This is a genomic window from Kineococcus sp. TRM81007 (genome assembly GCF_022669155.1).
Taxonomy (GTDB): Bacteria; Actinomycetota; Actinomycetes; order Actinomycetales; family Kineococcaceae; genus Kineococcus.
The window spans coordinates 1-21,574 of the sequence record NZ_JALBVB010000016.1 but is presented as its reverse complement, the minus strand read 5'-3'; the positions used below and the strand labels follow the sequence as shown (position 1 = coordinate 21,574).

The 21,574-nt window shown below is 76.3% G+C and carries 22 protein-coding genes; 8 read left to right on the top strand and 14 right to left on the bottom strand.

From position 1 onward, the window contains the following. Positions 1-24: 24 nt before the first annotated feature. Positions 25-315 carry a thioredoxin family protein gene (locus MN205_RS00175; protein ID WP_242123116.1) on the top strand — a complete coding sequence of 97 codons (291 nt, stop codon included), beginning with the start codon at positions 25-27 and terminating at the stop codon, positions 313-315. Then, complete coding sequence (locus MN205_RS00170) at positions 305-520, top strand: hypothetical protein (protein ID WP_242123114.1); 216 nt, start codon at positions 305-307, stop codon at positions 518-520. The genes MN205_RS00175 and MN205_RS00170 overlap by 11 nt, the downstream gene beginning before the upstream one ends. Here MN205_RS00170 and MN205_RS00165 read toward each other — a convergent pair. Beyond that, positions 471-3,290 (bottom strand): SpoIIE family protein phosphatase, encoded by a 2,820-nt coding sequence (locus MN205_RS00165; RefSeq protein ID WP_242123112.1) that lies wholly within the window; start codon positions 3,288-3,290, stop codon positions 471-473. The two genes, MN205_RS00170 and MN205_RS00165, sit on opposite strands and share 50 nt — an antisense overlap. A 214-nt stretch (positions 3,291-3,504) precedes the next feature. On the opposite strand from MN205_RS00165, the gene MN205_RS00160 reads away from it, so the two are divergent. Beyond that, positions 3,505-4,482, top strand: a complete 978-nt coding sequence (locus tag MN205_RS00160; RefSeq protein ID WP_242123110.1) for an epimerase — start codon at positions 3,505-3,507, stop codon at positions 4,480-4,482. A gap of 19 nt (positions 4,483-4,501) precedes the next feature. On the opposite strand, the gene MN205_RS00155 is transcribed toward MN205_RS00160, so the two are convergent. The 5 genes from MN205_RS00155 to gndA form a co-directional block, all read right to left on the bottom strand. Beyond that, positions 4,502-5,257 (bottom strand): ThuA domain-containing protein, encoded by a 756-nt coding sequence (locus MN205_RS00155; protein WP_242123108.1) that lies wholly within the window; start codon positions 5,255-5,257, stop codon positions 4,502-4,504. Then, the gene (locus tag MN205_RS00150; RefSeq protein WP_242123106.1) at positions 5,254-6,321 is read right to left on the bottom strand and encodes a Gfo/Idh/MocA family protein; all 1,068 of its coding nucleotides are present in this window, start codon (positions 6,319-6,321) and stop codon (positions 5,254-5,256) included. The genes MN205_RS00155 and MN205_RS00150 overlap by 4 nt, the downstream gene beginning before the upstream one ends. A 68-nt stretch (positions 6,322-6,389) precedes the next feature. Continuing rightward, positions 6,390-6,647 carry a hypothetical protein gene (locus tag MN205_RS00145; protein ID WP_242123104.1) on the bottom strand — a complete coding sequence of 86 codons (258 nt, stop codon included), beginning with the start codon at positions 6,645-6,647 and terminating at the stop codon, positions 6,390-6,392. 207 nt (positions 6,648-6,854) lie between these two features. Beyond that, on the bottom strand, positions 6,855-8,279 hold the full coding sequence (locus tag MN205_RS00140) for a glucose-6-phosphate dehydrogenase (protein WP_242123102.1): 1,425 nt from the start codon (positions 8,277-8,279) through the stop codon (positions 6,855-6,857). A 38-nt stretch (positions 8,280-8,317) separates the two neighbouring features. Beyond that, positions 8,318-9,724, bottom strand: a complete 1,407-nt coding sequence (gndA, locus tag MN205_RS00135) for an NADP-dependent phosphogluconate dehydrogenase (RefSeq protein ID WP_242733303.1) — start codon at positions 9,722-9,724, stop codon at positions 8,318-8,320. A 286-nt stretch (positions 9,725-10,010) separates the two neighbouring features. On the opposite strand from gndA, the gene MN205_RS00130 reads away from it, so the two are divergent. Continuing rightward, positions 10,011-10,664 carry a YitT family protein gene (locus MN205_RS00130; RefSeq protein ID WP_242123097.1) on the top strand — a complete coding sequence of 218 codons (654 nt, stop codon included), beginning with the start codon at positions 10,011-10,013 and terminating at the stop codon, positions 10,662-10,664. Positions 10,665-10,673: 9 nt separating this feature from the next. On the opposite strand, the gene MN205_RS00125 is transcribed toward MN205_RS00130, so the two are convergent. The 3 genes from MN205_RS00125 to MN205_RS00115 all read right to left on the bottom strand — a co-directional run bounded on the left by MN205_RS00125 (position 10,674) and on the right by MN205_RS00115 (position 14,116). After that, positions 10,674-10,868 carry a hypothetical protein gene (locus tag MN205_RS00125; RefSeq protein WP_242123229.1) on the bottom strand — a complete coding sequence of 65 codons (195 nt, stop codon included), beginning with the start codon at positions 10,866-10,868 and terminating at the stop codon, positions 10,674-10,676. Between the two features lie 193 nt (positions 10,869-11,061). After that, on the bottom strand, positions 11,062-13,230 hold the full coding sequence (locus MN205_RS00120; RefSeq protein WP_242123095.1) for a SpoIIE family protein phosphatase: 2,169 nt from the start codon (positions 13,228-13,230) through the stop codon (positions 11,062-11,064). A 97-nt stretch (positions 13,231-13,327) separates the two neighbouring features. After that, positions 13,328-14,116, bottom strand: coding sequence for a TSUP family transporter (locus tag MN205_RS00115; RefSeq protein ID WP_242123093.1), 789 nt, complete (start codon positions 14,114-14,116; stop codon positions 13,328-13,330). Between the two features lie 464 nt (positions 14,117-14,580). Here MN205_RS00115 and MN205_RS00110 point away from each other — a divergent pair, with 464 nt between their 5' ends. Continuing rightward, positions 14,581-15,198, top strand: coding sequence for a TMEM165/GDT1 family protein (locus MN205_RS00110; RefSeq protein ID WP_242123091.1), 618 nt, complete (start codon positions 14,581-14,583; stop codon positions 15,196-15,198). 171 nt (positions 15,199-15,369) lie between these two features. Beyond that, positions 15,370-15,747, top strand: a complete 378-nt coding sequence (locus tag MN205_RS00105) for an ATP-binding protein (protein WP_242123089.1) — start codon at positions 15,370-15,372, stop codon at positions 15,745-15,747. 39 nt (positions 15,748-15,786) lie between these two features. On the opposite strand, the gene MN205_RS00100 is transcribed toward MN205_RS00105, so the two are convergent. The 3 genes from MN205_RS00100 to MN205_RS00090 are packed head-to-tail and all read right to left on the bottom strand — an operon-like array spanning position 15,787 to position 17,770. Beyond that, complete coding sequence (locus tag MN205_RS00100) at positions 15,787-16,977, bottom strand: MFS transporter (RefSeq protein WP_242123087.1); 1,191 nt, start codon at positions 16,975-16,977, stop codon at positions 15,787-15,789. Further along, entirely contained in the window at positions 16,974-17,411 is a 438-nt protein-coding gene (locus MN205_RS00095) for a hypothetical protein (RefSeq protein WP_242123085.1), read from the bottom strand. The genes MN205_RS00100 and MN205_RS00095 overlap by 4 nt, the downstream gene beginning before the upstream one ends. Then, entirely contained in the window at positions 17,408-17,770 is a 363-nt protein-coding gene (locus MN205_RS00090) for a hypothetical protein (protein WP_242123084.1), read from the bottom strand. The genes MN205_RS00095 and MN205_RS00090 overlap by 4 nt, the downstream gene beginning before the upstream one ends. Before the next feature lie 134 nt (positions 17,771-17,904). Between MN205_RS00090 and MN205_RS00085 the strand changes: the two genes are divergently transcribed. Next, positions 17,905-18,996 (top strand): alkene reductase, encoded by a 1,092-nt coding sequence (locus MN205_RS00085; RefSeq protein ID WP_242123082.1) that lies wholly within the window; start codon positions 17,905-17,907, stop codon positions 18,994-18,996. Between the two features lie 34 nt (positions 18,997-19,030). On the opposite strand, the gene MN205_RS00080 is transcribed toward MN205_RS00085, so the two are convergent. Beyond that, positions 19,031-19,777 carry a sulfite exporter TauE/SafE family protein gene (locus MN205_RS00080; protein ID WP_242123080.1) on the bottom strand — a complete coding sequence of 249 codons (747 nt, stop codon included), beginning with the start codon at positions 19,775-19,777 and terminating at the stop codon, positions 19,031-19,033. Positions 19,778-19,859: 82 nt separating this feature from the next. Continuing rightward, entirely contained in the window at positions 19,860-20,282 is a 423-nt protein-coding gene (gene arfB, locus MN205_RS00075) for an alternative ribosome rescue aminoacyl-tRNA hydrolase ArfB (RefSeq protein WP_242733274.1), read from the bottom strand. Between the two features lie 92 nt (positions 20,283-20,374). Between arfB and MN205_RS00070 the strand changes: the two genes are divergently transcribed. Next, the coding region (locus MN205_RS00070) for a methyl-accepting chemotaxis protein (protein WP_242123077.1) at positions 20,375-21,574 on the top strand (1,200 nt) is incomplete at its 3' end.

The window sequence follows — 21,574 nt, the reverse complement described above, 5'->3', positions numbered from 1 at the left end:
GGTCGTGGTGGCGTTGCACCCGGCGTGGTCGTGGAACTGTTCAGCTCGGCGTTCTGCGGTCCCTGCCGCAGCGCACGGACCGTGCTGACCGAGGCCGTGCGGCTGGTGCCGCGGGCCCGGCTCACCGAGGTCGACGTCGCAGCGGCCCCGGAGCGCGCCCTGGCCGCCGGTGTCGCGAGCACCCCGACGGTCCTGGTGCACGCCGACGACGGGTCGGAGGTGTTCCGCTCGGCGGGCTCGCCCACGCTCGCGCAGGCGCTGGCGGCACTGGCCCGCGCCGCCGACCACCCGGAGGAGGGCACCCGTGCCGGCTGACGAGCAGACGCGCTTCGAGGCGCTGCGCCGCACCGCGAAGGCGAAGGGCTGGACGCTGGAGGCGCCGACGGCCCGGCACCCCGGCTACCTGCTGACCAGCGGCCGCCCCGGGGCGGCGGACGCGCGCATCGCCTTCGGCGAGAACGGCCCCGTCCTCACGCTCGCCGAGGCGGAGCGGTGGCTGCGGGAGCTGCCGAAGGGCTGAGCTCGTCCGCGGCGGGCCGGAGCGGCGGCACGTCCGGCTCGTCGGGCACGTGCGGCGGCACCCGGTTCGGGCCGGCCTCGGCCGGGCGCGGCCGGTCCTGCGGGTGCAGGCGGACGGCGACCACGGCCACGTCGTCCTCGGCGGCGGGCGGCAGCATCCGCCGCAGCATCCGGTCCACCAGGGAGTCCAGGTCCAGGTCGTCGGCGGCGAGCTCCTCGAGGACCCGGTGCAGCTTCTCCAGCCCCTCGTGCAGGGGCTGGTCGCGGCGCTCGACGAGCCCGTCGGTGTAGAGCACCACGGTGGAACCGCGGTCCAGCAGGACCTCGCTGTCGCGGCGCTCCGCGTCGGGCAGCACGCCCAGCAGCAGGTCGGCGTGCACGCCCGCCAGCGGCAGCACCGAGCCGTCGGGGTGGACGACCATCGCCGGCGGGTGCCCGGCGCTGGACCAGCGCAACCGGGTCACCCCGCGCCGCCGCTCGTCGACGCTCTGCTCCAGGCGGGCGACGACCGCGGTGGCGGTGGTGGTGATCTCCAGGTTGGCCATCACCCGGTCCGTCCCCGCCAGGACCTGCGCCGGGGAGTCGTCGGCGAGGGCCCCCAGGGTCCGCACGACGGTGCGCACCTGGCTCATCGCCGCGGCCGCCTGCGTGTCGTGGCCGACGACGTCTCCGATGACGAGCACCGTGGCACCGCTCGGCTGCAGGAACGCGTCGTACCAGTCGCCGCCGACCTGCGCGGCCTCCGCGGCGGGCAGGTAGCGCACCACGATCTGGCCGTGGTCGGGTTCGGGCGGCTCGGACAGCAGGGACCGCTGCAGGCCCTCGGCCAGCTCGCGCTGCTGGCGGTACAGCCGGGCGGAGTCCAGGGCCAGGCCAGCGCGGTCGGCGACCTCGGCGGCCGTGGACATCTCCTGCGGGCTCAGCGGCGCGCGGTCGGGACCGGTGAACAGGGTCAGCAGGCCCACGGTCCGCCCGCGCCCGCGCAGCGGGAAGATCGCCGCCCAGCTCGGCGCCAGCCGCGCCAGCGCCTCCCGCACCCGCCCGCCGGGCTCGAGCACCGCGGTGACGGCGCGGGTGGCGTCCGGGATCGGCACCGGCCGGGCGTGGCGCAGCGCCCGCCACAGGAAGGCCGTGTCCGTCAGCTCGCCGAGGCGGTGCTCGGCGTACTCCTCCACCAGCGGCAGCAGGGCCTCGTCGCGGTGCCAGCAGCCCACGTCGCGCAGACCCCGGCGCAGCTGGTGGGGGCGCCCGGCGGCGGTGCTGGCCAGCACCCCGGCCGGGGTGCTGGCCGGGGCGTCGTCGTCGACCAGGCTGACCACGCACCAGTCGCCCAGCGCGGGCACGACCAGCTGGGCGAGGCTGGTCACGGCCCGCTCCGCCTCCAGCGCCCCGGACAGCTCCCGGGAGATCGCCGCCAGCAGCTCCTGGCGGGCCGCGGCGGCCTCGGCCGACCGCCGGGCCGCCTCGGCGGCGTGCTGGGCGTGCTTGCGGGCGGTGACGTCCAGGAAGTACAGGGCCAGCCCCCGGTTCGGCCTGCCGCCCTCGGGCACGACGCGCACCTCCACCCACACCTGGAGCGGAGCCGGGTAGAAGGCGTCGAAGACGACCGTCTCCCCCGTGGCCGCGGCGCGGCGGTAGTGCTCCTCGAAGACGGTGCCGGCGGCGGCGGGGAAGGCCTCCCAGACGTCGCGCCCGACCAGCCGCTCGCGGGAGGTGCCCGTGATGCGCGCCGCCTCGGCGTTGAGGTAGGTGACGCGCCAGTCGGTGTCCACGGCCAGGTAGGCCACGGCCATGGAGTCGAGGACGTGCTCGACGCGGGCGCCGGCCTCCCGCGCGCTCGTCACGTCGAAGGCCACGCCCAGCAGCCGCGCCGGGGCGCCGTCGGGTCCGGGCTGCGTGGCTCCGCGCGCCGCGACCCAGCGGTACCCGCCGCCGGGCAGGACGACGCGGTGCTCGACGCGGTACTCGCCACCGCTGCCGACGGCCTCCTGCACCGCCGCGATCGTGCTCTCGCGGTCGGCGGGGTGCAGGCGGGCGTAGACGTCCTCCGGGGCGCCGCTGAACGTCTCCGCGGTCAGCTCCACCAGCTCCAGCATCCGGTCGTTCACCGTCAGGACCCCGGTGGCGAGGTCCAGGTCGAACGTGCCGAGCTCGGCGGCGCCGATCGTCAGCTCCAGCAGCGCCCGGCTGGAGGCGTACTCGCCGCTGAGGGCGGTCAGCTCCAGCTCGGCCACCGCGGCGGCGGCCACCTGCTGCAGCAGCGCCGCGTCCCGCTCGCTCCACGACCGGGGTGCGGGCTCGAAGACGCACACCACGCCCACCACGTGGCCGCCGTCCACGGTCAGCGGAACCCCCAGGTAGGAGCCGACCACCCCCGGGGTCACGGCGTGCGGGCCCGCCACCCGCTCGTCGGCGGTGGTGTCGGCGATCGCCAGCGGCGCGCCGGAGGCGGCGGTGCGGGTGCACAGCCGCTGCGCCAGCGGCTCCTCGCCCCGCTCACCGCCGGCCGGCTGGGGCCCGGCGGCCCCCGCCACCTGCTGCACGTCGGTCAGCAGGGAGATGCGCCCGGAGCCGACACCCAGCAGCCGCGCGGCCAGCTCCGCCAGCCGGTCCAGCCCCGCGAGCGTTCCCACCCCCGGCCGCAGCCTGCGCGCCGCGGCCACCCGGGCCCCGTCCGCCGTCAGCGCCCGCGCCGCGGCCTCCACGGAGCCCTCCGCCGCCACCGCGGGCCGGTCGGCGGGCTGGTCCCTGCGGGACGAGTCCTGGGGCACGCTCCAGCCTCCCGACGCCAGGTGGTCGTTCTGGCGTCACGCCAGGTGTACCGGTCGGACCCCATCATCACCGATCCCCGCGGCGGCGTGGGCCTCCCCCCACCCCCGCCGTGATCTCGACCGGGTGGGCGCTCGAGCGCGCGGGGCCGCGGTGGAGGGGTGGACGGGCGCGGGAACGGGCCCGGCGGGCCACGGCGCGCCCTACGCTCGGCGCGTGCGGATCGTGATCCCGGGCGGGACGGGCCAGGTCGGCGGCGTGCTGCGGCGGGCGCTGGTGGGACGCGGCGACGAGGTGACGGTGCTGAGCCGCCGGCCGGAGCGCCTGGAGGACGGCGTCCGCCACGTCGTGTGGGACGGTCGCACCCTCGGCGCGTGGGCGGCGGAGCTCGACGGCGCCGACGCGGTCGTGAACCTCGCCGGCCGGACGGTCAGCTGCCGCTACACCGACGCGAACCTGCGCCAGATGATGGACTCGCGCGTCGAGTCCACGCGCGTCGTCGGGGAGGCGATCGCGCGCGCCGCGCGGCCGCCCGCGGTGTGGGTGCAGATGAGCACCGCCACGATCTACGCCGACGCCCGCAGCCGCACCGACGGCCTGCCCCACGACGAGGCGAGCGGTGTCCTCGGCGGGGAGGAGCCCGACGTCCCCCTGTACTGGGAGTACAGCGTCCGCATCGCCCGGCGGTGGGAGCAGGCGCAGGCGGACGCCGACGTGCCCTCGACGCGACGCGTCGCGCTGCGCACCGCGATGGTCATGACACCGGACCGCGGTGGGATCTTCGACCACCTGTCGTGGATGGCCCGGCTGGGGCTCGGCGGTCCCGTCGCGGGCGGCGGGCAGTTCGTGTCGTGGATCCACGGCGAGGACTTCGTGCGCGCCGTGCTGCTCCTCCTGGAGCGCGAGGACCTCGACGGGCCGTTCATCGTCGCCGCCCCGGGGCCCGTCCCGCAGCGGGACCTGATGCGCTCGCTGCGCGGTGCGTGGGGCCGCCGCCTCGGCCTGCCCGCGACCCGCCTGATGGCCGAGGCCGGCGCGCTCGCCCTGCGCACCGACACCGAACTGCTGCTGAAGAGCCGGCGGGTCGTGCCCGGCCGCCTGCTGGAGGCGGGTTTCAGGTTCGAGCACCCTTCGTGGGACGCGGCGGCGGTGGACCTGGCCCGGCGGGCGCGGGGAACGCGCCGCCGGGGCTGAGGACCCCGCCGCCGGGCCGTCACCCCGCGGCGAACCACTCCCGGGACGGGTTGCCGACGTCCGGCACGTCCCGGACCGGTTCGTCGGGCGCCGCCCAGCGGACCCCGTTGGCGAGGACCTGCTGGACCTGCGGGTGGTGGTAGACGGGGTACTCCTGGTCGCCGGGGCTGAAGTAGAAGATCCGGCCGCGGCCGCGCGTGAACGTCACGCCCGAGCGGAACACCTCACCCCCGGCGAAGGAGCTGATGAACAGCAGGTCGTCGGGGTCGGGGATGTCGAACAGCTCCCCGTACATCTCCTGCCGCTCGATGACGATCGGGCTGGGGATCCCGCGGGCGATCGGGTGCGAGGGTTTCACGTTCCACACGAGTTCCCGCTCGCCCTCGTTGCGCCACGCCAGCGAGCACGTCGTCCCCATCAGGCGCGTGAAGATCTTCGAGTAGTGCCCGGAGTGCAGCACCAGCAGGCCCATCCCGCCGAGGACGTGGCGGCGCACCCGGTCGACGACGGCGTCGTCCACCTGCTCGTGGGCGGCGTGCCCCCACCACAGCACCACGTCGGTGCGTTCGAGCACCTGCTCCGTCAGGCCGTGCTCGGGGTCGGCGAGCGTCGCGGTGGTGACCTCGGCGTCCGGCAGCAGCCGCCGCAACCCGGCGGCGATGGCGCCGTGGATCCCGTCGGGGTAGTACTCGCCGATGTCCGGCGGGTTCCGGTTCGCCTCGTGGACGCCCTCGTTCCACACGAGCACGCGCAACGACCGCTCCGCACCGCTCACAGCTCCCCCACCTGCTCGACGTCCTCGACCCGGCCCGACTCCACCGAGCGCGCCGCCGCCTCCGCGATGGCGAGGCTGCCGAGGTTCGAGCGGCCGGTCACCTCCGGGGCGGGACCGCCCTGCACGGCCCGGTGGAACTGCCGCAGCCCCGCCGAGCGCCCCCACAGCTCCAGCGCCGGCAGCTCGACCTCCTCGGGTTCGCCACCGCCCCGGCTGAGGGTGACGGCGTCGTCGCCGGGGCCCTCGCCCCCACGCCCGGTGAAGGTGATGCGCCCGCGCTCGCCCTCCAGCGCCCACTCGCCGTCCCAGGCGGTCTGCGGCCCGCGGCTGACCCAGCTGCCGCGGTAGCTGGCGACCAGCCCACCGGCCATCTCGATGGTCAGCACCGCCGACGCCTCCTGCTCGAACCGGCTCCACGGCGGGTCGGTCACCTTCGCGTAGACGCGCACTGCCTCGCGGCCGGTGACCATCCGCAGCAGGTCGAAGTGGTGGATGGCCATGTCGTGGAGCAGGGGGTGCGGGAACGCGTAGTGCCGGTTCGTCTCCACCGGCGCGTCGTTGGCCCAGCGGCGGAAGTCGACGTGGACGACGGAGAGGTCGCCGATCGCCCCGCCGGCGACGAGTTCCCGAACCGCCCGGGGCGCGGGGTAGGCGCGGTAGTTCTGGCTGACCTGGAGCACGAGGCCCCGCTCCTCGGCGCGCGCGACCGCCGTGCGGGCCTCCGCGACGCTCGGCGCGAAGGGTTTCTCGACGAGCACGTGCAGGCCCGCGTCCAGCGCCTCCAACGCGACGGGCACGTGGAACTGCACGGGCGCGGTCACCAGCACGCCGTCCGCCCGGACGGCGTCCACGGCCGCGCGCAGGGAGGTGAAGCACGCCGCGTCCGGCAGGTCCAGCGCCTCCTGCGCCCGGCGCAGCGTGGGTTCGTGGGCGTCGACGACCGCGACGCGCTCGACCTCCGGGACCGGGGGGATCGCGTTGCGCTCCCAGTCGCCGCCCCACCCCCCGAGACCGACGTGGATGAGCCTGGTGCGCTGGGTGTTCGCGCTGTCGCCGTCGACCACGCGCTCGACGCTACACGAGGCGGGTCCTCCGGCGCCGCTGCTGAACGACCGGGCGGGCCGCGGGCGCGTCAGGCGGCGCGGGTGCCTGCGCGGCGGGCGCGGTGCTCGTCCAGGTGCACGACCGGCGCGCGCGAGGCGCGCTCGGCACGGTCGGCCTCGACGGCGAGGCGGCTCGCCTCGCCGAAGGCGGCGCCGCGGGGTGCGACGAGCAGCCGCCCGTCCCGGCGGCCCTCCTCGGCGGCGCGGCCGGCCAGCGCGGCGGCCACCAGGACGCCGATCCCCACCAGCGCCCCCACGACGACCAGCACCCCCGTCAGCACGTCCACGGCGACCCCTCCTCGGCTCCCCGGGGCGGACCGCCCGACCCGGTACCTCCAGGGTGCGCCGGGAAGGGTGTGCGGCGGATCGGTCCGGGGTGTGAAGTCCCCCGTCATCCCCCGGGTGGACCACGTCCCCCACCCGGTGCAGCCGCCCCTCCCCCTCCCGTGACGAGGAGGTCGCCGCTTCCTCGTCACGGGGAGGGGGCGGCGCCGTCAGTGCTGGGTGAGCCAGCCGTAGGGGGCGGCGAGCTCGTCGGCGGCCTCCGGGCCCCAGGTGCCCGGCTCGTACGGGTGCAGCTCCCCGCGCTGCTGCAGCAGCGGCGTCACCACCCGCCACGCGTCGCGCAGGCCCGCGGAGGTGGTGAACAGCGCGCGGTCGCCGATGAGGACGTCGCGCAGCAGCGCCGCGTACGGCGGCAGCGGCTCCGCGTCGGGCAGCTCGGCCAGGTCCAGGTGCAGCCGGCCCGGCACCAGGTCGTCGGAGACGCCGGGGCGGCGCGCGGTGACGCCCGCCCACACCGTGCCGTTGCCGGACAGGGTGAACGTGATCGTCTCCGGCTCGTCCGTGCGCTCCCCCGCGCCGTGCTGCAGCGCGGTCGGCGGCCGCAGCACGAGGGTGACGTGCTGGTGGGACTCGGCGAGCTTCTTGCCGGTGCGCAGCACGAACGGCACCCCGCGCCAGCGGTCGTTGTCGATCCACGCGCGCGCCGCGACGAACGTGTCGGTGCCGGAGTCGTCGTCGACGTGCTCCAGGTGCCGGTAGCCGCTGGACTGCCCCAGCACCACCTCGGCCGGGTCGATCGGCCGGAAGCACGCCAGCACCGCCTCGCGCGCCTCCTGCAGCGCGTCCGGTCCCGGGCCCGCCGGGGGCTCGGCCGCGACCTCCGCCGCCACCTGCAGCAGGTGGGTGACGAGCATGTCCAGGGTGGCGCCGGTCGCGTCGTAGAACTGCGCCCGCTCGTCCACGCCCAGGGTCTCGGGGACGTCGATCTGCACCTGCGCGACGTGCTCGGCGCTCCACACCTGCTCGAACAGCCGGTTGGCGAACCGCAGCACGTGCAGCTGCTGGGTCGCCTCCTTGCCGAGGAAGTGGTCGATGCGGAAGACCTGCTCCTCCTCGAAGACCGACTGCACCAGCTCGTCGAGCTGCTCGAAGGACTCCGGGGAGGTGCCGTACGGCTTCTCGTACACCACGCGCGAACCCTCGGCGAGGCCGTGGGCGGCGATCGCGCGGGTGTAGTCGTCGAACGTCGACGGCGGCAGCGCCAGGTAGTGCACCAGCTGCGCGTCCTCGCCGAGCTCGCCGCGGACCTGCTCCAGCACGTCCAGCAGCTCGCCGGGGTCGGACTCGCTGAACCCGCCGCCGGCGAAGCGCAACCCCGCCGCCACGGTGTCCAGCACGTCGTCGTCGAGGTCCTTGCCGAACTCGCGCAGCCCCTCGACCACGTGCCGGCGGTAGTCCTCGTCGCTCACCGGGCGCCGGCCGCTGCCGACCAGCGTCCACCGCTGCGGCAGCAGGCCGGCCTTCGCCAGCGCCGCGAACCCCGGCATGACCAGGCGCTTGGCCAGGTCGCCGGTGGCGCCGTACAGGACGAACACCGTCGCAGGGGGCGCCTGCTCGCCGGGCGCGTCGCTCATCGTGTCCTCGTCCTCCGTGCGTTCAGCGGGTGTGGGGGTCAGGCGGGGTGCTCGGCGCCGTCGCCGGCCCACTCCACGTGGAAGGAGCCGGGGCGGTCGGTGCGCTTGTAGGTGTGCGCGCCGAACAGGTCGCGCAGGCCCTGCACCAGCGCCGCCGACGAGCGCGGCCGGCGCAGGCCGTCGTAGTGCGCCAGCGCCGAGGAGAACCCGGGCGCGGGGATGCCGTGCGCCACCGAGTGCTGCACGACGCGGCGCCACGCCTCCTGGCCGTTGGCCACGGCCTCGGCGAAGTACGGGTCCAGCAGCAGGGAGGGCAGGTCCGGCTGCTTCTCGTACGCCTCGCGGATCCGGTCGAGGAACTTCGCGCGGATGATGCAGCCGCCGCGCCAGATCGTCGCCATCGCGCCCGGGTCGATGCCCCAGCCGTACTCCTCGGAGCCCGCCTTGATCATGTCGAAGCCCTGGGCGTAGGCGACGACCTTCGACGCGTACAGCGCCGCGCGCACGTCGTCGACGAACGCGTCCGCGTCGCCGGCGGCGACGAACGGGGCCTGCTCCGCGGGGCCGGGCAGCACGCCCTGCGCGGCCGCGCGCTGCTCGGCGTGCCCGGACAGGGCGCGGGCGAAGACGGCCTCGGCGATGCCGGAGACGGGGGTGCCCAGGTCCAGGGCGGTCTGCACCGTCCAGCGGCCGGTGCCCTTCTGCTCGGCCTCGTCCAGGATGACGTCGACCAGCGCGACGCCGTCCTGCGTGGGGTCGTCCTTGGCGAGCACCTGGGCGGTGATCTCGATCAGGAAGGACTCCAGGTCGCCGGAGTTCCAGGAGGTGAACACCTCGGCGAGCTGGGCGGGGGTGCGGCCCAGGCCGTGGCGCAGCAGGTCGTACGCCTCGGCGATGAGCTGCATGTCGGCGTACTCGATGCCGTTGTGGACCATCTTCACGAAGTGGCCGGCGCCGTCGGGGCCGACGTGGGTGGAGCAGGGGGTGCCGTCCACGGAGACGGCGATGTCGGCGAGGATCGGGCCGAGCTTGGCGTAGGAGTGCTCCGAGCCGCCCGGCATGATCGACGGGCCCAGCAGCGCGCCCTCCTCACCGCCGGAGACGCCCACGCCGGCGAAGTGGATGCCCTTCTCGCGCAGCGCGGCCTCGCGGCGGCGGGTGTCGGCGAAGTGGGCGTTGCCGGCGTCGACGATGATGTCGCCCTCGCTCAGCAGCGGCGCCAGCTCGTCGATGACGGCGTCGGTGGGGCCGCCGGCCTTCACCATGACGATCACGGTGCGGGGGGACTCCAGGGAGTCGACGAACTCCTGCGCCGAGTACCCGGGCACGAAGGTGCCCTCGTGCCCGAACTCCTCCACCAGCGCCTTCGTCCTGGCGTCGGTGCGGTTGTGCACCGCGGTCACGTACCCGTGCCGGGCGATGTTGCGGGCGAGGTTGCGCCCCATCGTCGCCAGGCCCGTCACACCGATCTGGGCCTTCTGCTCGGCCGCCTGCTGCGTGGTCTCGGTCACCCGCGGGAGTCTTCCACGGCCGGGGGCCGCCCCATCACCCCCCGGCGCCGGGTGGCGTGACGGCGGCGAAAACTCTTCCTCACCGCCCGGCGGCGCGGCCGTGAGGGCGCGCTCTCCCCGAGCGGGCGGCCGCACCGCCCACCTGCGAGGCTGGTGCCGCACCCCCGAACCCCCTGAAGCACCGGCGCCGCCCGCCGCAGCCCCTGAGGACGAACAGCCCGTGAGCGCCCGCCGCGCCGAGAACCCCATCCCGCCCGGACCCCGCCGGCGCCTGCCCCCGCCGCTGCGGGTGCTGCAGTTCCTCACCGGTCTGTCGCTGTGCGCGGCGGGCGTGTGGGGCTCCCTGCAGGTCCAGCTCGGCGTCGCGTCCTGGGACGTCCTGCACGCCGGCGTCGCCGACCGCACCGGCCTGTCCTACGGCACCGTCGTCGCCGGCGTCGGCGTGCTGGTGGTCGTCCTGTCGCTTTTCCTGGGGGTGCGGCCGAGGGTGGGCACCCTGTTCAACGTCGTGGTGATCGCGGTGGCGCTGGACGCCCTGCTGGCCTCGCCGTGGCTGGACGGCCTGCACACCGCGCCGGTCCCGGTGCGGGCGGCGGTGCTCGCCGCCTCCGTGCTGTCGCTGGGCTTCGGCGGCGCCCTCTACATCGGCGCGGGGCTGGGCAGCGGCCCGCGCGACAGCCTCATGGTGGCCTGCCACCTGCGGGGCTGGCCGGTCGGCGCCTCCCGCGTGGCGATCGAGGTGGCGGTGGTCGCGGTGGGCTGGGTGCTCGGCGGGCCCGTCGGCGTGGGCACGGTCGTGATGGCGTTCGCGCTCGGCCCGGTCACGCAGGTCGCGTTCCGGGTGCTGCGCCAGTCGCCCGCGGCCGGGACCTGAGCGCGGCGGTCAGCCCTCTCCGGGCGCTCCGGCCTGCGGGCGCGGCGCCCGGCGGGGGACCACGGTGCCGTCCAGCGGCAGCCGGCGGATCGCCACGCCCCTGGCCTTGCGGCGGTTCGCCGCGGCGACGCGCTCGCTGAGCAGGATGGCCCGGCGCAGGGCTCGGCCGGGGGGCTCCGGCGCGGGCTCCGGTCGTCGTGGCACAGCCCGCCTCCCGTGGTCCTCCCGCGGCGCCCCCCGCGTCTCGAGCCGGGCACCGCGTCGTCGCGTCCCCCGGGACCGTCGGGGCCCGGGGAGGTCCATGTTCTAGCGGACCGGCAACGCGGCTGCCAGCGAGAGCGTCCTGAACCCCCCGTTCGCCACGCGGCGCGACGATCACGCCACCGCGCGCGACGGTTCAGGTGGTGGGCGTGACCGGGGTGGGCGGGTGCGGCGGCACCCGGTTCGGCCCCGCCTCCGCCGGCCGCGGCCGGTCCAGCGGGTGCAGGCGCACCGCGACGAGCGCCACGTCGTCGTCGTGGTCCGCGGGCACGAGACGGGCCAGCACCTCGTCGCACAGGTCCTCCAGACCCAGGTGCGCCAGCTCCGCGACCACGTCCTGCAGCCGCGTGGTGCCGCTCTCCAGCGAGCTGCCGCGGCGCTCGACGAGGCCGTCCGTGTAGAGCAGCAGCGTCGAGCCGCGGTCCACGGTGATCGCCGCGTCGGAGCGGCGGGTGAGCGGGTCCACGCCCAGCAGCAGCTGCGGCGGGTGGGCGGCCAGGGCGCTGACCGTGCCGTCGGGGGCCAGCAGCAGCGGCGGCAGGTGCCCGGCGCTGGACCAGCGCAGCCGCGTCACGTCCCGGGCCCGCTCGTCGACGACCTGCTCCAGGCGCGCCACGAGCGCGGTGGCGGTGGTCTCCACGGCCAGGCCCTGCATGGTGGCGTCCAGGCTGGCGAGGACCGCGGCCGGGCCCGTGCCGCTGGAGTACGCGATGCCGCGCAGCAGGCTGCGCACCTGGCTCATCGCCGCGGCGGCGTCCACGTCGTGCCCCATGACGTCGCCGATGACGAGGACCGTGGAGCCGTCGGGGGTGAGGAAGGCGTCGTACCAGTCGCCGCCGACCTGGGCGGCGGCCGCGGCGGGCTGGTACCGCACGGCCACCTGCACGTGGTCGGGCTCCACGGGGGCGGTCAGCAGGCTGCGCTGCAGGCCCTCGGCCATGCGGTGCTGCTGCGTGTAGAGGCGCGCGTTGTCCAGCGCCACGGCGGCCCGGTCGGCCACCTGCAGGGCGGTCAGCAGGTCCTGCGGCGGCACCGGGGCGCGCTCCGGGCCGCGGAAGAGGCTGACCAGGCCGACGGTGCGGCCGCGCGCCCGCAGCGGCAGCATCACCAGCGACTCCGGGCCGAGCTGCCGCAGCAGGTCGCGCGCCGCGCCCGGGCTGAGCACGTCGAGCAGCTCGGCGGTGGCGCCCCGCTCGACGGTGACGGGCCGGCCGGTGCGCAGCGCGCGGCGCAGGGGGGCGCGCTCGCCCAGCGCGCTCAGGCGGGCGCGCCGGTACTCGGCCACCACGGGGCGCAGCTCCTCGAGCGCGTGCCAGGAGCCGATGTCGCGCAGGGCGCCCTGCTCGTCCACGAGGGTGACCAGGCACCAATCGGCCAGCGCCGGCACGAGGTGCTGCGCCAGGCGGCCGACGGCCTCCTCGGTGTCCAGGGTGGCGGAGAGGTCCTCACCCACCCGCACGAGCAGGCGCAGGCGGTCGGCGGCCTCCTCGGCGCGCCGGCGGGCCTGCTCGGCCTCCGCGTGCGCCACCTCCGCCTCCGCCTGCGAGCGCCGGCGGGCGGTGACGTCCAGGAAGTACACCGACAGACCGTCGGGCACGGGCCAGGCGCGCACCTCGTACCAGCGGTCCAGCGGCGGCGGGTAGTAGGCCTCGAACGCCACCGGCTCGCCGGTCTCCACCGCGCGGTGGTACTCGGTGTCGAACACGGTCCCGACGGCGGCCGGGAACAGCTCCCACACGTCGCCCCCGAGCAGCTCGGCGCGCGAGCTGTCCAGGAGCCGCTCGGCCTCGGCGTTGACGTACGTGAAGCGCCAGTCCCGGTCGAGCGAGAAGAAGGCCGACGGCATGGTCTCCAGCACGCGGGAGGTGCGGGCGTCGGCGTCGCGGGTGTCGGTGGTGTCGTAGGCGGCACCGAGGATGCGCACCGCGCGGCCGTCGGACCCGCCGGCCAGCGCCCGCCCTCGGGCGCGCACCCAGCGCGTGGCGCCGCCGGGCAGCACGACGCGGTACTCGGACTCGAACTCCCCGCACGTCTCGGCGCACTCGGTCAGGGCCTGGGTGACGCGGGGCAGGTCGTCGGGGTGCACCCGGTCGTTGAACGCCTCGATGCTCTCGCGGAAGCCGGCGCGCTCGTAGCCGAACAGCTCGATCAGGCGGTCGTCCCACGCGAGGTGACCGGTGACGAGGTCCCAGTCGAAGCCCCCGACGCCGCCGGCGGAGATCGCCAGCTGCCAGCGCAGCCGGTCCACCTCCTGTTCGACGGTGAGCTGCGTCGCGTCACCGTCCCGCGGCGGCACACCGCTCACCACGCCACCTCCGCTCCTGGTCGGGCGGGGTCGTCCCGGCCGCCGTCCAGGGTAGGCGAGCCGCGGCGCACGTCCGGCCCGCTGCGACCTGCCCGGCTCAGCCGGCGAGGACCTGCCAGCCGAGGCGCACCACGAGCACCCCCACCACGACGAGGAACACCCCGCGCACGAACCGGCTGCCGGCGGAGACGGCGGTGCGCGCGCCCAGGTAGCCGCCGAGGAGGTTGGCGGCGCCCATGAGCAGCCCCAGCCGCCACAGCACCGCACCGTGGGCGGCGAACACGACGAGCGCGCCGACGTTCGTGGCCAGGTTGACGATCTTCGCGGTGGCGCTGGCCTGGAGGAACGCGTAGCCGAGCAGGCCGACGAGGGCGAAGACGAGGAAGGCGCCCGTGCCGGGGCCGGCGATGCCGTCGTAGAAGCCGATGACGGCTCCGGTGAGCGCGGCGACGACGGTGTGCCGGTGACCGTGGAAGCGCAGCGCGGTGACGTCGCCCAGGTCCGGCTTGAGCAGCGTGTACGCCGCCACGAGGACGAGGGCGACGAGGATCACGGGGGTGAGGACCCCGTCCGGGACGGCGGCCGCGCACAGGGCCCCGCCGGCGGCGCCGAGCGCGGCGACGACGGCCGTGGGGACGGCCGTGCGCAGCGGGGGGTGCACCCGGCGGTAGTAGGTGGCCGAGCTGGTGGCCGTGCCCATCGCTCCGGCGAGCTTGTTGGTGGCCAGGGCCTGCACCGGCTCCATGCCGGGCACGAGCAGCAGCGCGGGCAGCTGCACGAGCCCGCCGCCGCCGACGACGGCGTCGATCCAGCCGGCGCCGAAGGCGGCCAGGACGAGCAGCGCCAGGGTCGCCGGCCCCAGCGCGGCGAGGGTCTCGGCGGTCACGGGCGGTCCTGCGGGCCGGCGGGTCGGAGCACCGGGACAGCCTGGCAGGGCCAACGGGGCCGCGGGTTTCGCCCCGCCGCAACCGGGGCCGGGGTTCCCCGGCGGCCGCGCAGACGGCCCCCCACGCCCCGGCCGGCCAGGGCGCCGGACCGATTTCTCCCGGGAACCGCTTGCGGCGCAACGCATGCGACTCTCCTGCCGGGCGGACCCCCGCGCCGGCTGCGGGATTTCCCGTGATCGTGCCGGGTGTGCTGGAATGGCGGCGACGAGGGGGAGTAGCCCGCTCACCACCGGTCGACACGCTGGCCCCGCGGGGCCCGGCCGGTGGGCCCGCGAAGCGGGTGGGCGAGACCTTCGGCACCGTTCACGCCCACGCACCGCCGGCGCGCGCCGGGGTGCCCGTGGCGCGTGCGTGCCGGGGCTCCCGCCGCGGCGCGCGGCGCCGGAGAGGAACCGACACCACCGTGGACCCCGCCGTCGTCCTGGCGAGCTTCCTGCCCGTGCTGCTGCTGGAGCTGCCCGACAAGACCTTCGTGGCGACCCTGGTGCTCGCCACCCGGTTCCGCCCGCTCACGGCCTGGCTGGGGGTGGCGCTGGCGTTCGCGGTGCAGACCGCCATCGCGGTGGTGGCCGGGCGGCTGCTGGCGCAGCTGCCGGACCGGCCGGTCGCGGCGGTGGCGGCGGCGCTGTTCGCGGTGGGCGCGGTGACGCTGTTCCGCGGCGCGGCGAGGGCGCGGGCCGCGGAGGAGGAGGCGCTGCACGAGTACGAGCGCAAGGTGCGCGGCGGGGCGCACGGGCTGCGGGCGGTGCTGACGTGCTTCGGGGTGGTGTTCCTCGCGGAGTGGGGGGACCTGTCGCAGCTGTTCACCGCGGGCCTGGCCGCCCGCTACGAGGACCCGGTCTCGGTGTTCGCGGGGGCGTGGGCGGCGCTGCTGGTGGTCTCCGCGCTGGCCGCGGCGGCGGGGGCGACGCTGATGCGCCGGCTGAGCGTGGCGACGGTCAGCCGGGTGGGGGGCGTGGTGTGCACCGCCCTGGCGGTGCTGACGCTGCTGGAGGTGGCGGGCGTGGACCTGCCGGTCTGACGCCGCCGCGTCCCGGGCCCGGCGCGCGCGGGGACAACCGGCCGATCGGGTGATTGACTGTCAGTCACGCGGCGATGACTGTTCTCACACGGGGCACGTCGCTGACGAGACGCGTCGCGGGCCCCCGCGGCGCCCGAGGCGCAGCGGGAGGTCGAGGGACCGGTGTTCCACGTGGTCCTCCCCCCGTCACCGCGCTCCGTCGGCGTGGCCCGCTGGCTCATCACCGAGTGGTGCTCGCCCTGGGTGAAGGCGTCGGAGGTCTCCGAGGACAGCGTCGACGCGCTGCTGCTGCTCTCCAGCGAGGTCGTCACCAACGCCGTGGTGCACGGCTCCGGCATGGTGCGGGTGGCGCTGTCGCGCGCCGGGTCGTCGCTGCGCCTGGAGGTCTCCGACGAGGGCGGCGGGATGCCGCTCATCGGCGCGCAGCGCGCCGACGCCGAGAGCGGGCGCGGCATGGCGATGGTGGAACTGCTGTCCAGCCGCTGGGGCACCGAGCTGGACGAGGGCCCGCTGGGCAAGAAGGTGTGGTTCGAGCTCGCCGGAGCGTGAGCGCGCAGCCGCGTCCCCGGCGCCCGCCGCGCGCGGTGCTCAGGCCGTGCGGACCACCTCGTCGGCCCCCGCCCGCCGCGCCACCACGGCCTGCCCGGCGGCTGCGGCCGCCACGAGCAGCAGCGGCACCGTCCACGAGCCCGTCGCCACCTGCAGCGCCCCCACCAGCACCGGTCCGGCCGCCGCCAGCAGGTAGCCCACCGACTGCGCCATGCCGGACAGCGCCACCGCACCGGAGGCGTCCGCGGCGCGCGAGGCCGTGGCCGCCAGCGCCAGCACCAGCGCCGCTCCCCCGCCCAGCCCGGCCAGGACGACGCCCGCCGTCGCCAGGACGGCCGCGGCCCCGCCGGTGGCCGTCAGCAGCAGGACCACGCCGCTCAGCTCCGCGACCGCGGCGCCCACCATCGTGCGCCGGGTGCCGCGCGGGCCCCGGGCCAGCACGGGCACGACCAGGCTCGCGGTGACCCCTGCCGCCTGCAGCAGCGTCAGCTGCCAGCCCGCGGCCACCGCGCCGAGCCCGACGCGCTCGCGCAGCAGCGTCGGCAGCCACGTCAGCAGGCAGAAGAAGACCAGCGACTGCGCGCCCATGTTGGCCGTCACCGCCCACGCCAGCGGGGAGCGCCACGGCGCCGGCGCCCGGCGCCCGGTCGCCGCACCCACCGGGCGGGCGCGCAGCAGCGGCACCCACAGCGCGGCCGCGGCCAGGGCGGGCAGCGCCCACACCGCCAGGGCGGTGCGCCACCCGCCGGGCAGCTGCCCGCTCAACGGCACGACCGTGCCGGACGCGACCCCGCCGGCCAGCTGCATCACCACGAGGTAGCCGCTGGTGACCAGGGCGAGGTGCGCGCCGAAGCAGGTGCGCACCACCACCGGCAGCAGCACGTTGGTGACGGCGATGGCGACGCCGATCAGGGCGGTGCCGGCGAGCAGCGGCGCCGCACCGGGCACCCAGCGCAGCGCCGCACCGGCGACGAGGAGCAGGAGGGCCGCGACGACGGTGGGCTGCACGCCGAGGCGGCCCGCCGCGCGCGGCACGGCGCCCGAGGCGACGGCGAACGCGATCAGCGGCAGCGACGTCAGCGACCCGGCGGCGGTCGTGCCCAGGGCCGTGTCGGCCGACACGGCCGGCAGCACCGACCCGACGCCGGTCAGCGGGGAACGCATGGAGCAGGCGGTCAGCAGGACCGCGGCGAGCAGGACCGCGCTCGCGCGCCGGGAGGGGGCGTTCACGGACGGGCCGGGCGCCGGGACTCCGCGCGCAGGTAGACCAGCCCCAGCACGGGCAGCACGAGGGGGATGAACAGGTAGCCGCGCCCGTAGGCGGACCAGACGGTGTCGTCGGGGAACGCGGCGGCGTCGGCGAGGCTGAGGGTGCCGACGGCGAGCACGCCGAGCAGCTCGACGGTGCAGGCGGCCCACGCGGTGCGCCGCCAGCGCCGGCCGGTGCGGGCCAGGCCGAGGGTGGCGACGACGTACACGACGCCGGCGAACGCCGACAGCGCGTACGCCAGGGGCGCCTCGGCGAAGCGGGTGGCGATCTGCACGCTCGCGCGGGAGACCGCGGCGACGGCGAAGACGGCGTACAGGGCCACGAGCACGCGGCCGAGGCCGGTGGCGGTGCCCCGCGGCGGGGCGCCCGGGGCGCCCGGGGCGGTGGCGCTCACCGCGTCACCTGGAACAGCAGGAGCGCCCGGTAGGCGATGACGACGACCGCCAGGCACGCGACGAGCAGCACGAGGACGCTGGGGCGGGAGCGGTCGGCGAGCGTCCAGAGCGTCGCCGCCGGCAGCACGAGGGGCGCCACGACGAGGTAGGCGATCGACGTGGCGAGCTCCACCGGGCGGGTGCCGGTGACGAGCGCCGCGACGCCGCCGACGACCAGCGCGAGGACGGCGAGCTCCACGACGGCCAGCCCGGCGAGGTGGGCGCGGCCGACGCGGCGGTCGCGGGCGGCGGTGACGACCGCCCAGCCGCCCATGACCGCGGCGAGGCCGCAGACGACGGCGACGAGGGTTCCGGACACGGACGCCGACTCTACGAGCCGGGCCGGGCGGCCGACCGGGTGAGGCCGGGAAGAGTGCCCGTGGCGACGGGGTTGTCAGCCGGTGGAACGACCGGCGGGCCCCCGCCGGACCCCGACGGAAGGACACCGACCCCGTGGACCTGTTCTCGCCGGTCGCCCTGGGCGACCTGCAGCTGGCCAACCGCGTCGTCATGGCACCGCTGACCCGCATGCGCGCGGAGGCCGACGGCACGCCGAACGAGCTGATCGCCGAGCACTACGCGCAGCGAGCGAGCACCGGCCTCATCGTCACCGAGGGCACCTACCCGAGCCCGGAGTCGCGCGCGTACGCCGGCCAGCCCGGCATCGTGACGCCCGCGCACGTCGAGGGGTGGCGCCGCGTCGCTGAGGCGGTGCACGCCCGGGGCGGTCGCCTCGCCATGCAGGTCATGCACGGCGGGCGCGTCTCGCACACCGCCATCACCGGCACCGACCGGATCGTGGGGCCCAGCGCGATCGCGATCCAGGGCGAGGCGCACCTGCCCGACGGCACCAAGGCGCCGTACCCGGTGCCGCACGCCCTGACCCGCGAGGAGGTGCGCGGCGTCGTCGACGACCTCGTGGCGGCGTCGGAGCGCGCGGTGCTGGAGGCGGGGCTGGACGGCGTGGAGGTCCACAGCGCCAACGGCTACCTGCTGCACGAGTTCCTCGCGCCGGGCTCGAACCACCGCGACGACGAGTACGGCGGTTCCCCGGAGAACCGCGCCCGCCTGACGATCGAGGCCGTCACCGCGGTCGCGGAGGCGGTCGGCGCCGGCCGCGTGGGCGTGCGCATCTCCCCCGCCCACAACATCCAGGACGCGTGGGAGCAGGACCCGGCCGACGTGGAGGCCACCTACCAGGCGCTCGTGGAGGGCCTGCGCCCGCTGGGCCTGGCGTACCTGAGCGTGCTGCACCCCGAGCCCGCCGGCGACCTCGTGCAGGGGCTGCGCAAGCGGTTCGAGGGCCCGCTCATGGCGAACAGCGGTTTCGGCGTGGTGACCACCCGCCAGGACGCCGTGGACCTGGTGGCGGACGGGGTCGCGGACGCGGTCGCGGTGGGCCGCATGCTGATCGCGAACCCGGACCTGGTGGAGCGCTGGGCCGGTGGGCACCCGGAGAACGAGCCGAACCCAGCGACGTTCTACGCGCCCGGCGCCACCGGTTACACCGACTACCCGTTCCTCGACGGGCGCACCACCGTCTGACGCGCACGGCCCGGCCGGGGCTCGCCCGGCCGGGTCAGGCGCCCGCCCACAACCGCACGGCGAGCGCGAGACCCGCCACGGCGATGGCGACGCGCAGCACGCGCGGGTCGAGGTGGCGGACGACCACCGGGCCGATCCGGCCACCCAGCACGCAGCCGATCCCCAGGGCCAGCGCCGCGCCCCAGGCGACGTCCGCGAACAGCGCGAAACCCACCGCGGCCACCACGTTCGCCCCGCCCACGAGCACGTTCTTCAGGGCGTTGTTGCGCGCCAGGGACTGCGCGTACAGGACTTCCGTCAGCGCCAGCACCACCACCCCGGCCGCCGCGCCGAAGTAGCCGCCGTAGACGCCGACCGCGAACAGCGCCAGCAGCGCCAGCGGGTTGCGCGACGAGAGACGCCCGGGCCGCAGCCGCTGCACGCGCGGCTGCAGCAGCAGCAGGACGGACGCGAGCGCCACGAGGAACGGCACGACCCGCTCGAAGGAGCCCGCCGGCAGGCCCAGCAGCAGCAGGCACCCGGTGGCGCCGCCGGCCGCCATCACCGGCAGCAGGCCCGCGGCGCGCCGGCCCTGCCCGCGCAGCTCCGGTCGGGCGCCCACCGTGGCGCCCACGGTGGTGCCGAAGAGCGCGACGGTGTTCGTCACGTTCGCCGTGATCGGCGACAGGCCCGTCAGCAGCAGCGCCGGGTAGGACACCAGCGACGCCAGGCCCGCGGTGGAACCCACCAGGCCCGCTCCCGTCCCCGCGGCGAGCAGGAGCAGGAACTGCGCGAGCGTCACCCACCGATCCAAGCAGACGCCGGCCCGGCGGCCGCACCCGCCGAGGCGCCCCGCCGGCGGGGCGCGTCACCGGTCGGCGAGCTCAGTCGTCGGTGCTGCGGCGCAGCCGCTTGACCTCGCCGCGGCGCTTCTTGCCGTCCAGCCGGCGGCGCTGCGAGCCCCGGGTGGGCCGGGTGGCGCGCCGCTTGGACGGCCCGGGGGCGGTCGCGTCGACCAGCAGGTCGCGCAGCCGCTCCAGGGCGGCCTCGCGGTTGCGCCGCTGCGAGCGGTGCTCGCTCGCCACGACCGTCAGCACCCCTCCGCTCAGGCGCGACGCCAGCCGCCGCAGGGCCCGCTCACGCAGGTGGTCGGGGAAGGCGGCCGAACCGGCCAGGTCGAACGACAGCTCGACGCGCGAGTCGGTGGTGTTCACGCCCTGACCGCCGGGGCCGGAGGAGCGGGAGAAGCGCTCGGTCAGCTCGGCGGCGGGGACGGTCACCGCTGGGCTCACCCGGACGTCGCGCACGTCCCCCCCAACGTCGCTCGACGGCGGCGGCTTCCCGGCGTGCTCACCGTGCGAGGTGTCAAGCCGGGCCCGGGCGGCGTCGATGGAGGGGTGTGCTCACTCGACTCGGCGACATGAAGGTCGCGTCCAAGCTGTTCGCCGGTTTCGGCGTCGTCTGCCTGCTGCTCGCCGCGATCGTCGGCGTCGGCATCTCCAAGCTGGGCTCCTCCCAGCGCACGCTCGCCACCATGGCGGACGACGGCCTGACGTCCGTGAAGACCATCGAGCAGGTCCACGGCGCGATGATGCAGCTGCGCCTGGACCTGGCGAACCTCGTGATGGTGACCGGCCAGGACCAGATCGCCGCCGTCCGGGCCGAGATCGCCACCCACGACGAGGTCTTCGACGAGAAGTGGGCCGCGTACCAGGCCAGCGGGCCGGCCGCCTCCGCCGCCGACCGGGAGGCGTACGAGGCGCTCACCGCCGAGTACCGGCAGCTGCGCGAGCCGCTGTTCGTCCTCGCCGAGGCCGGTGACAGGGACGGCTTCAGGGCGCTGCGCACCGAGACCACCGCGCCGTTGTTCAAGGAGATGGACTCCGTGCGCAACGCGATCGCCGAGGCGGAGGCGCAGCGGGCGCAGGAGATCGCTGAGCAGGGTGCCGCGGACTACCGCGCCGCCGTCGCGCTGTTCCTGGTCGCGGGTGCTGCGGCGGTGGCGTTGGCGATCGCGATCGCGGTGGCCATCTCCCGCTCCGTGGCACGCCCCCTGGCGCGCACCCTGAACGTGGTGCAGGGCCTGGCCGCCGGGCGCCTGGACCAGCGCGTGGACCACACCGCCAAGGACGAGGTCGGCGAGCTGGCCGGCGCCGTGGACACCACCATGGACACCCTGACCACCACGATGCGCCGCATCGCCGGCGCCTCGAGCACCCTGGCCGGCTCCAGCGAGGAGCTCTCCGCGGTGGCCACCCAGCTCTCCTCCGGCGCGGTGCAGTCCGCCTCGCAGTCGCAGGTCGTCTCCGCCGCCACCGAGCAGATCTCCGCCTCCATCTCCACCGTGGCCGCCGCCGGCGACGAGATGTCCGCGGCGATCCGCGAGATCGCCTCCTCCACCGCCGAGGCCTCCCAGGTCGCCTCCGCCGCCGTCGCCAACGCCAGCGAGGCCTCCGCCATCCTGGAGCGCCTGAGCGCCTCCTCCCGCGAGATCGGCGACGTGGTCAAGCTCATCACCTCCATCGCCGAGCAGACCAACCTGCTGGCGCTGAACGCCACCATCGAGGCCGCCCGCGCCGGCGAGATGGGCAAGGGCTTC

What these genes read in the sequence shown, in the direction of transcription:
- MN205_RS00140 (WP_242123102.1), bottom strand. Translation starts at nt 8,279, where the DNA reads ATGAGCGACGCGCCCGGCGAGCAGGCGCCCCCTGCGACGGTGTTCGTC.
- gndA (WP_242733303.1), bottom strand. Translation starts at nt 9,724, where the DNA reads ATGGGGCGCAACCTCGCCCGCAACATCGCCCGGCACGGGTACGTGACC.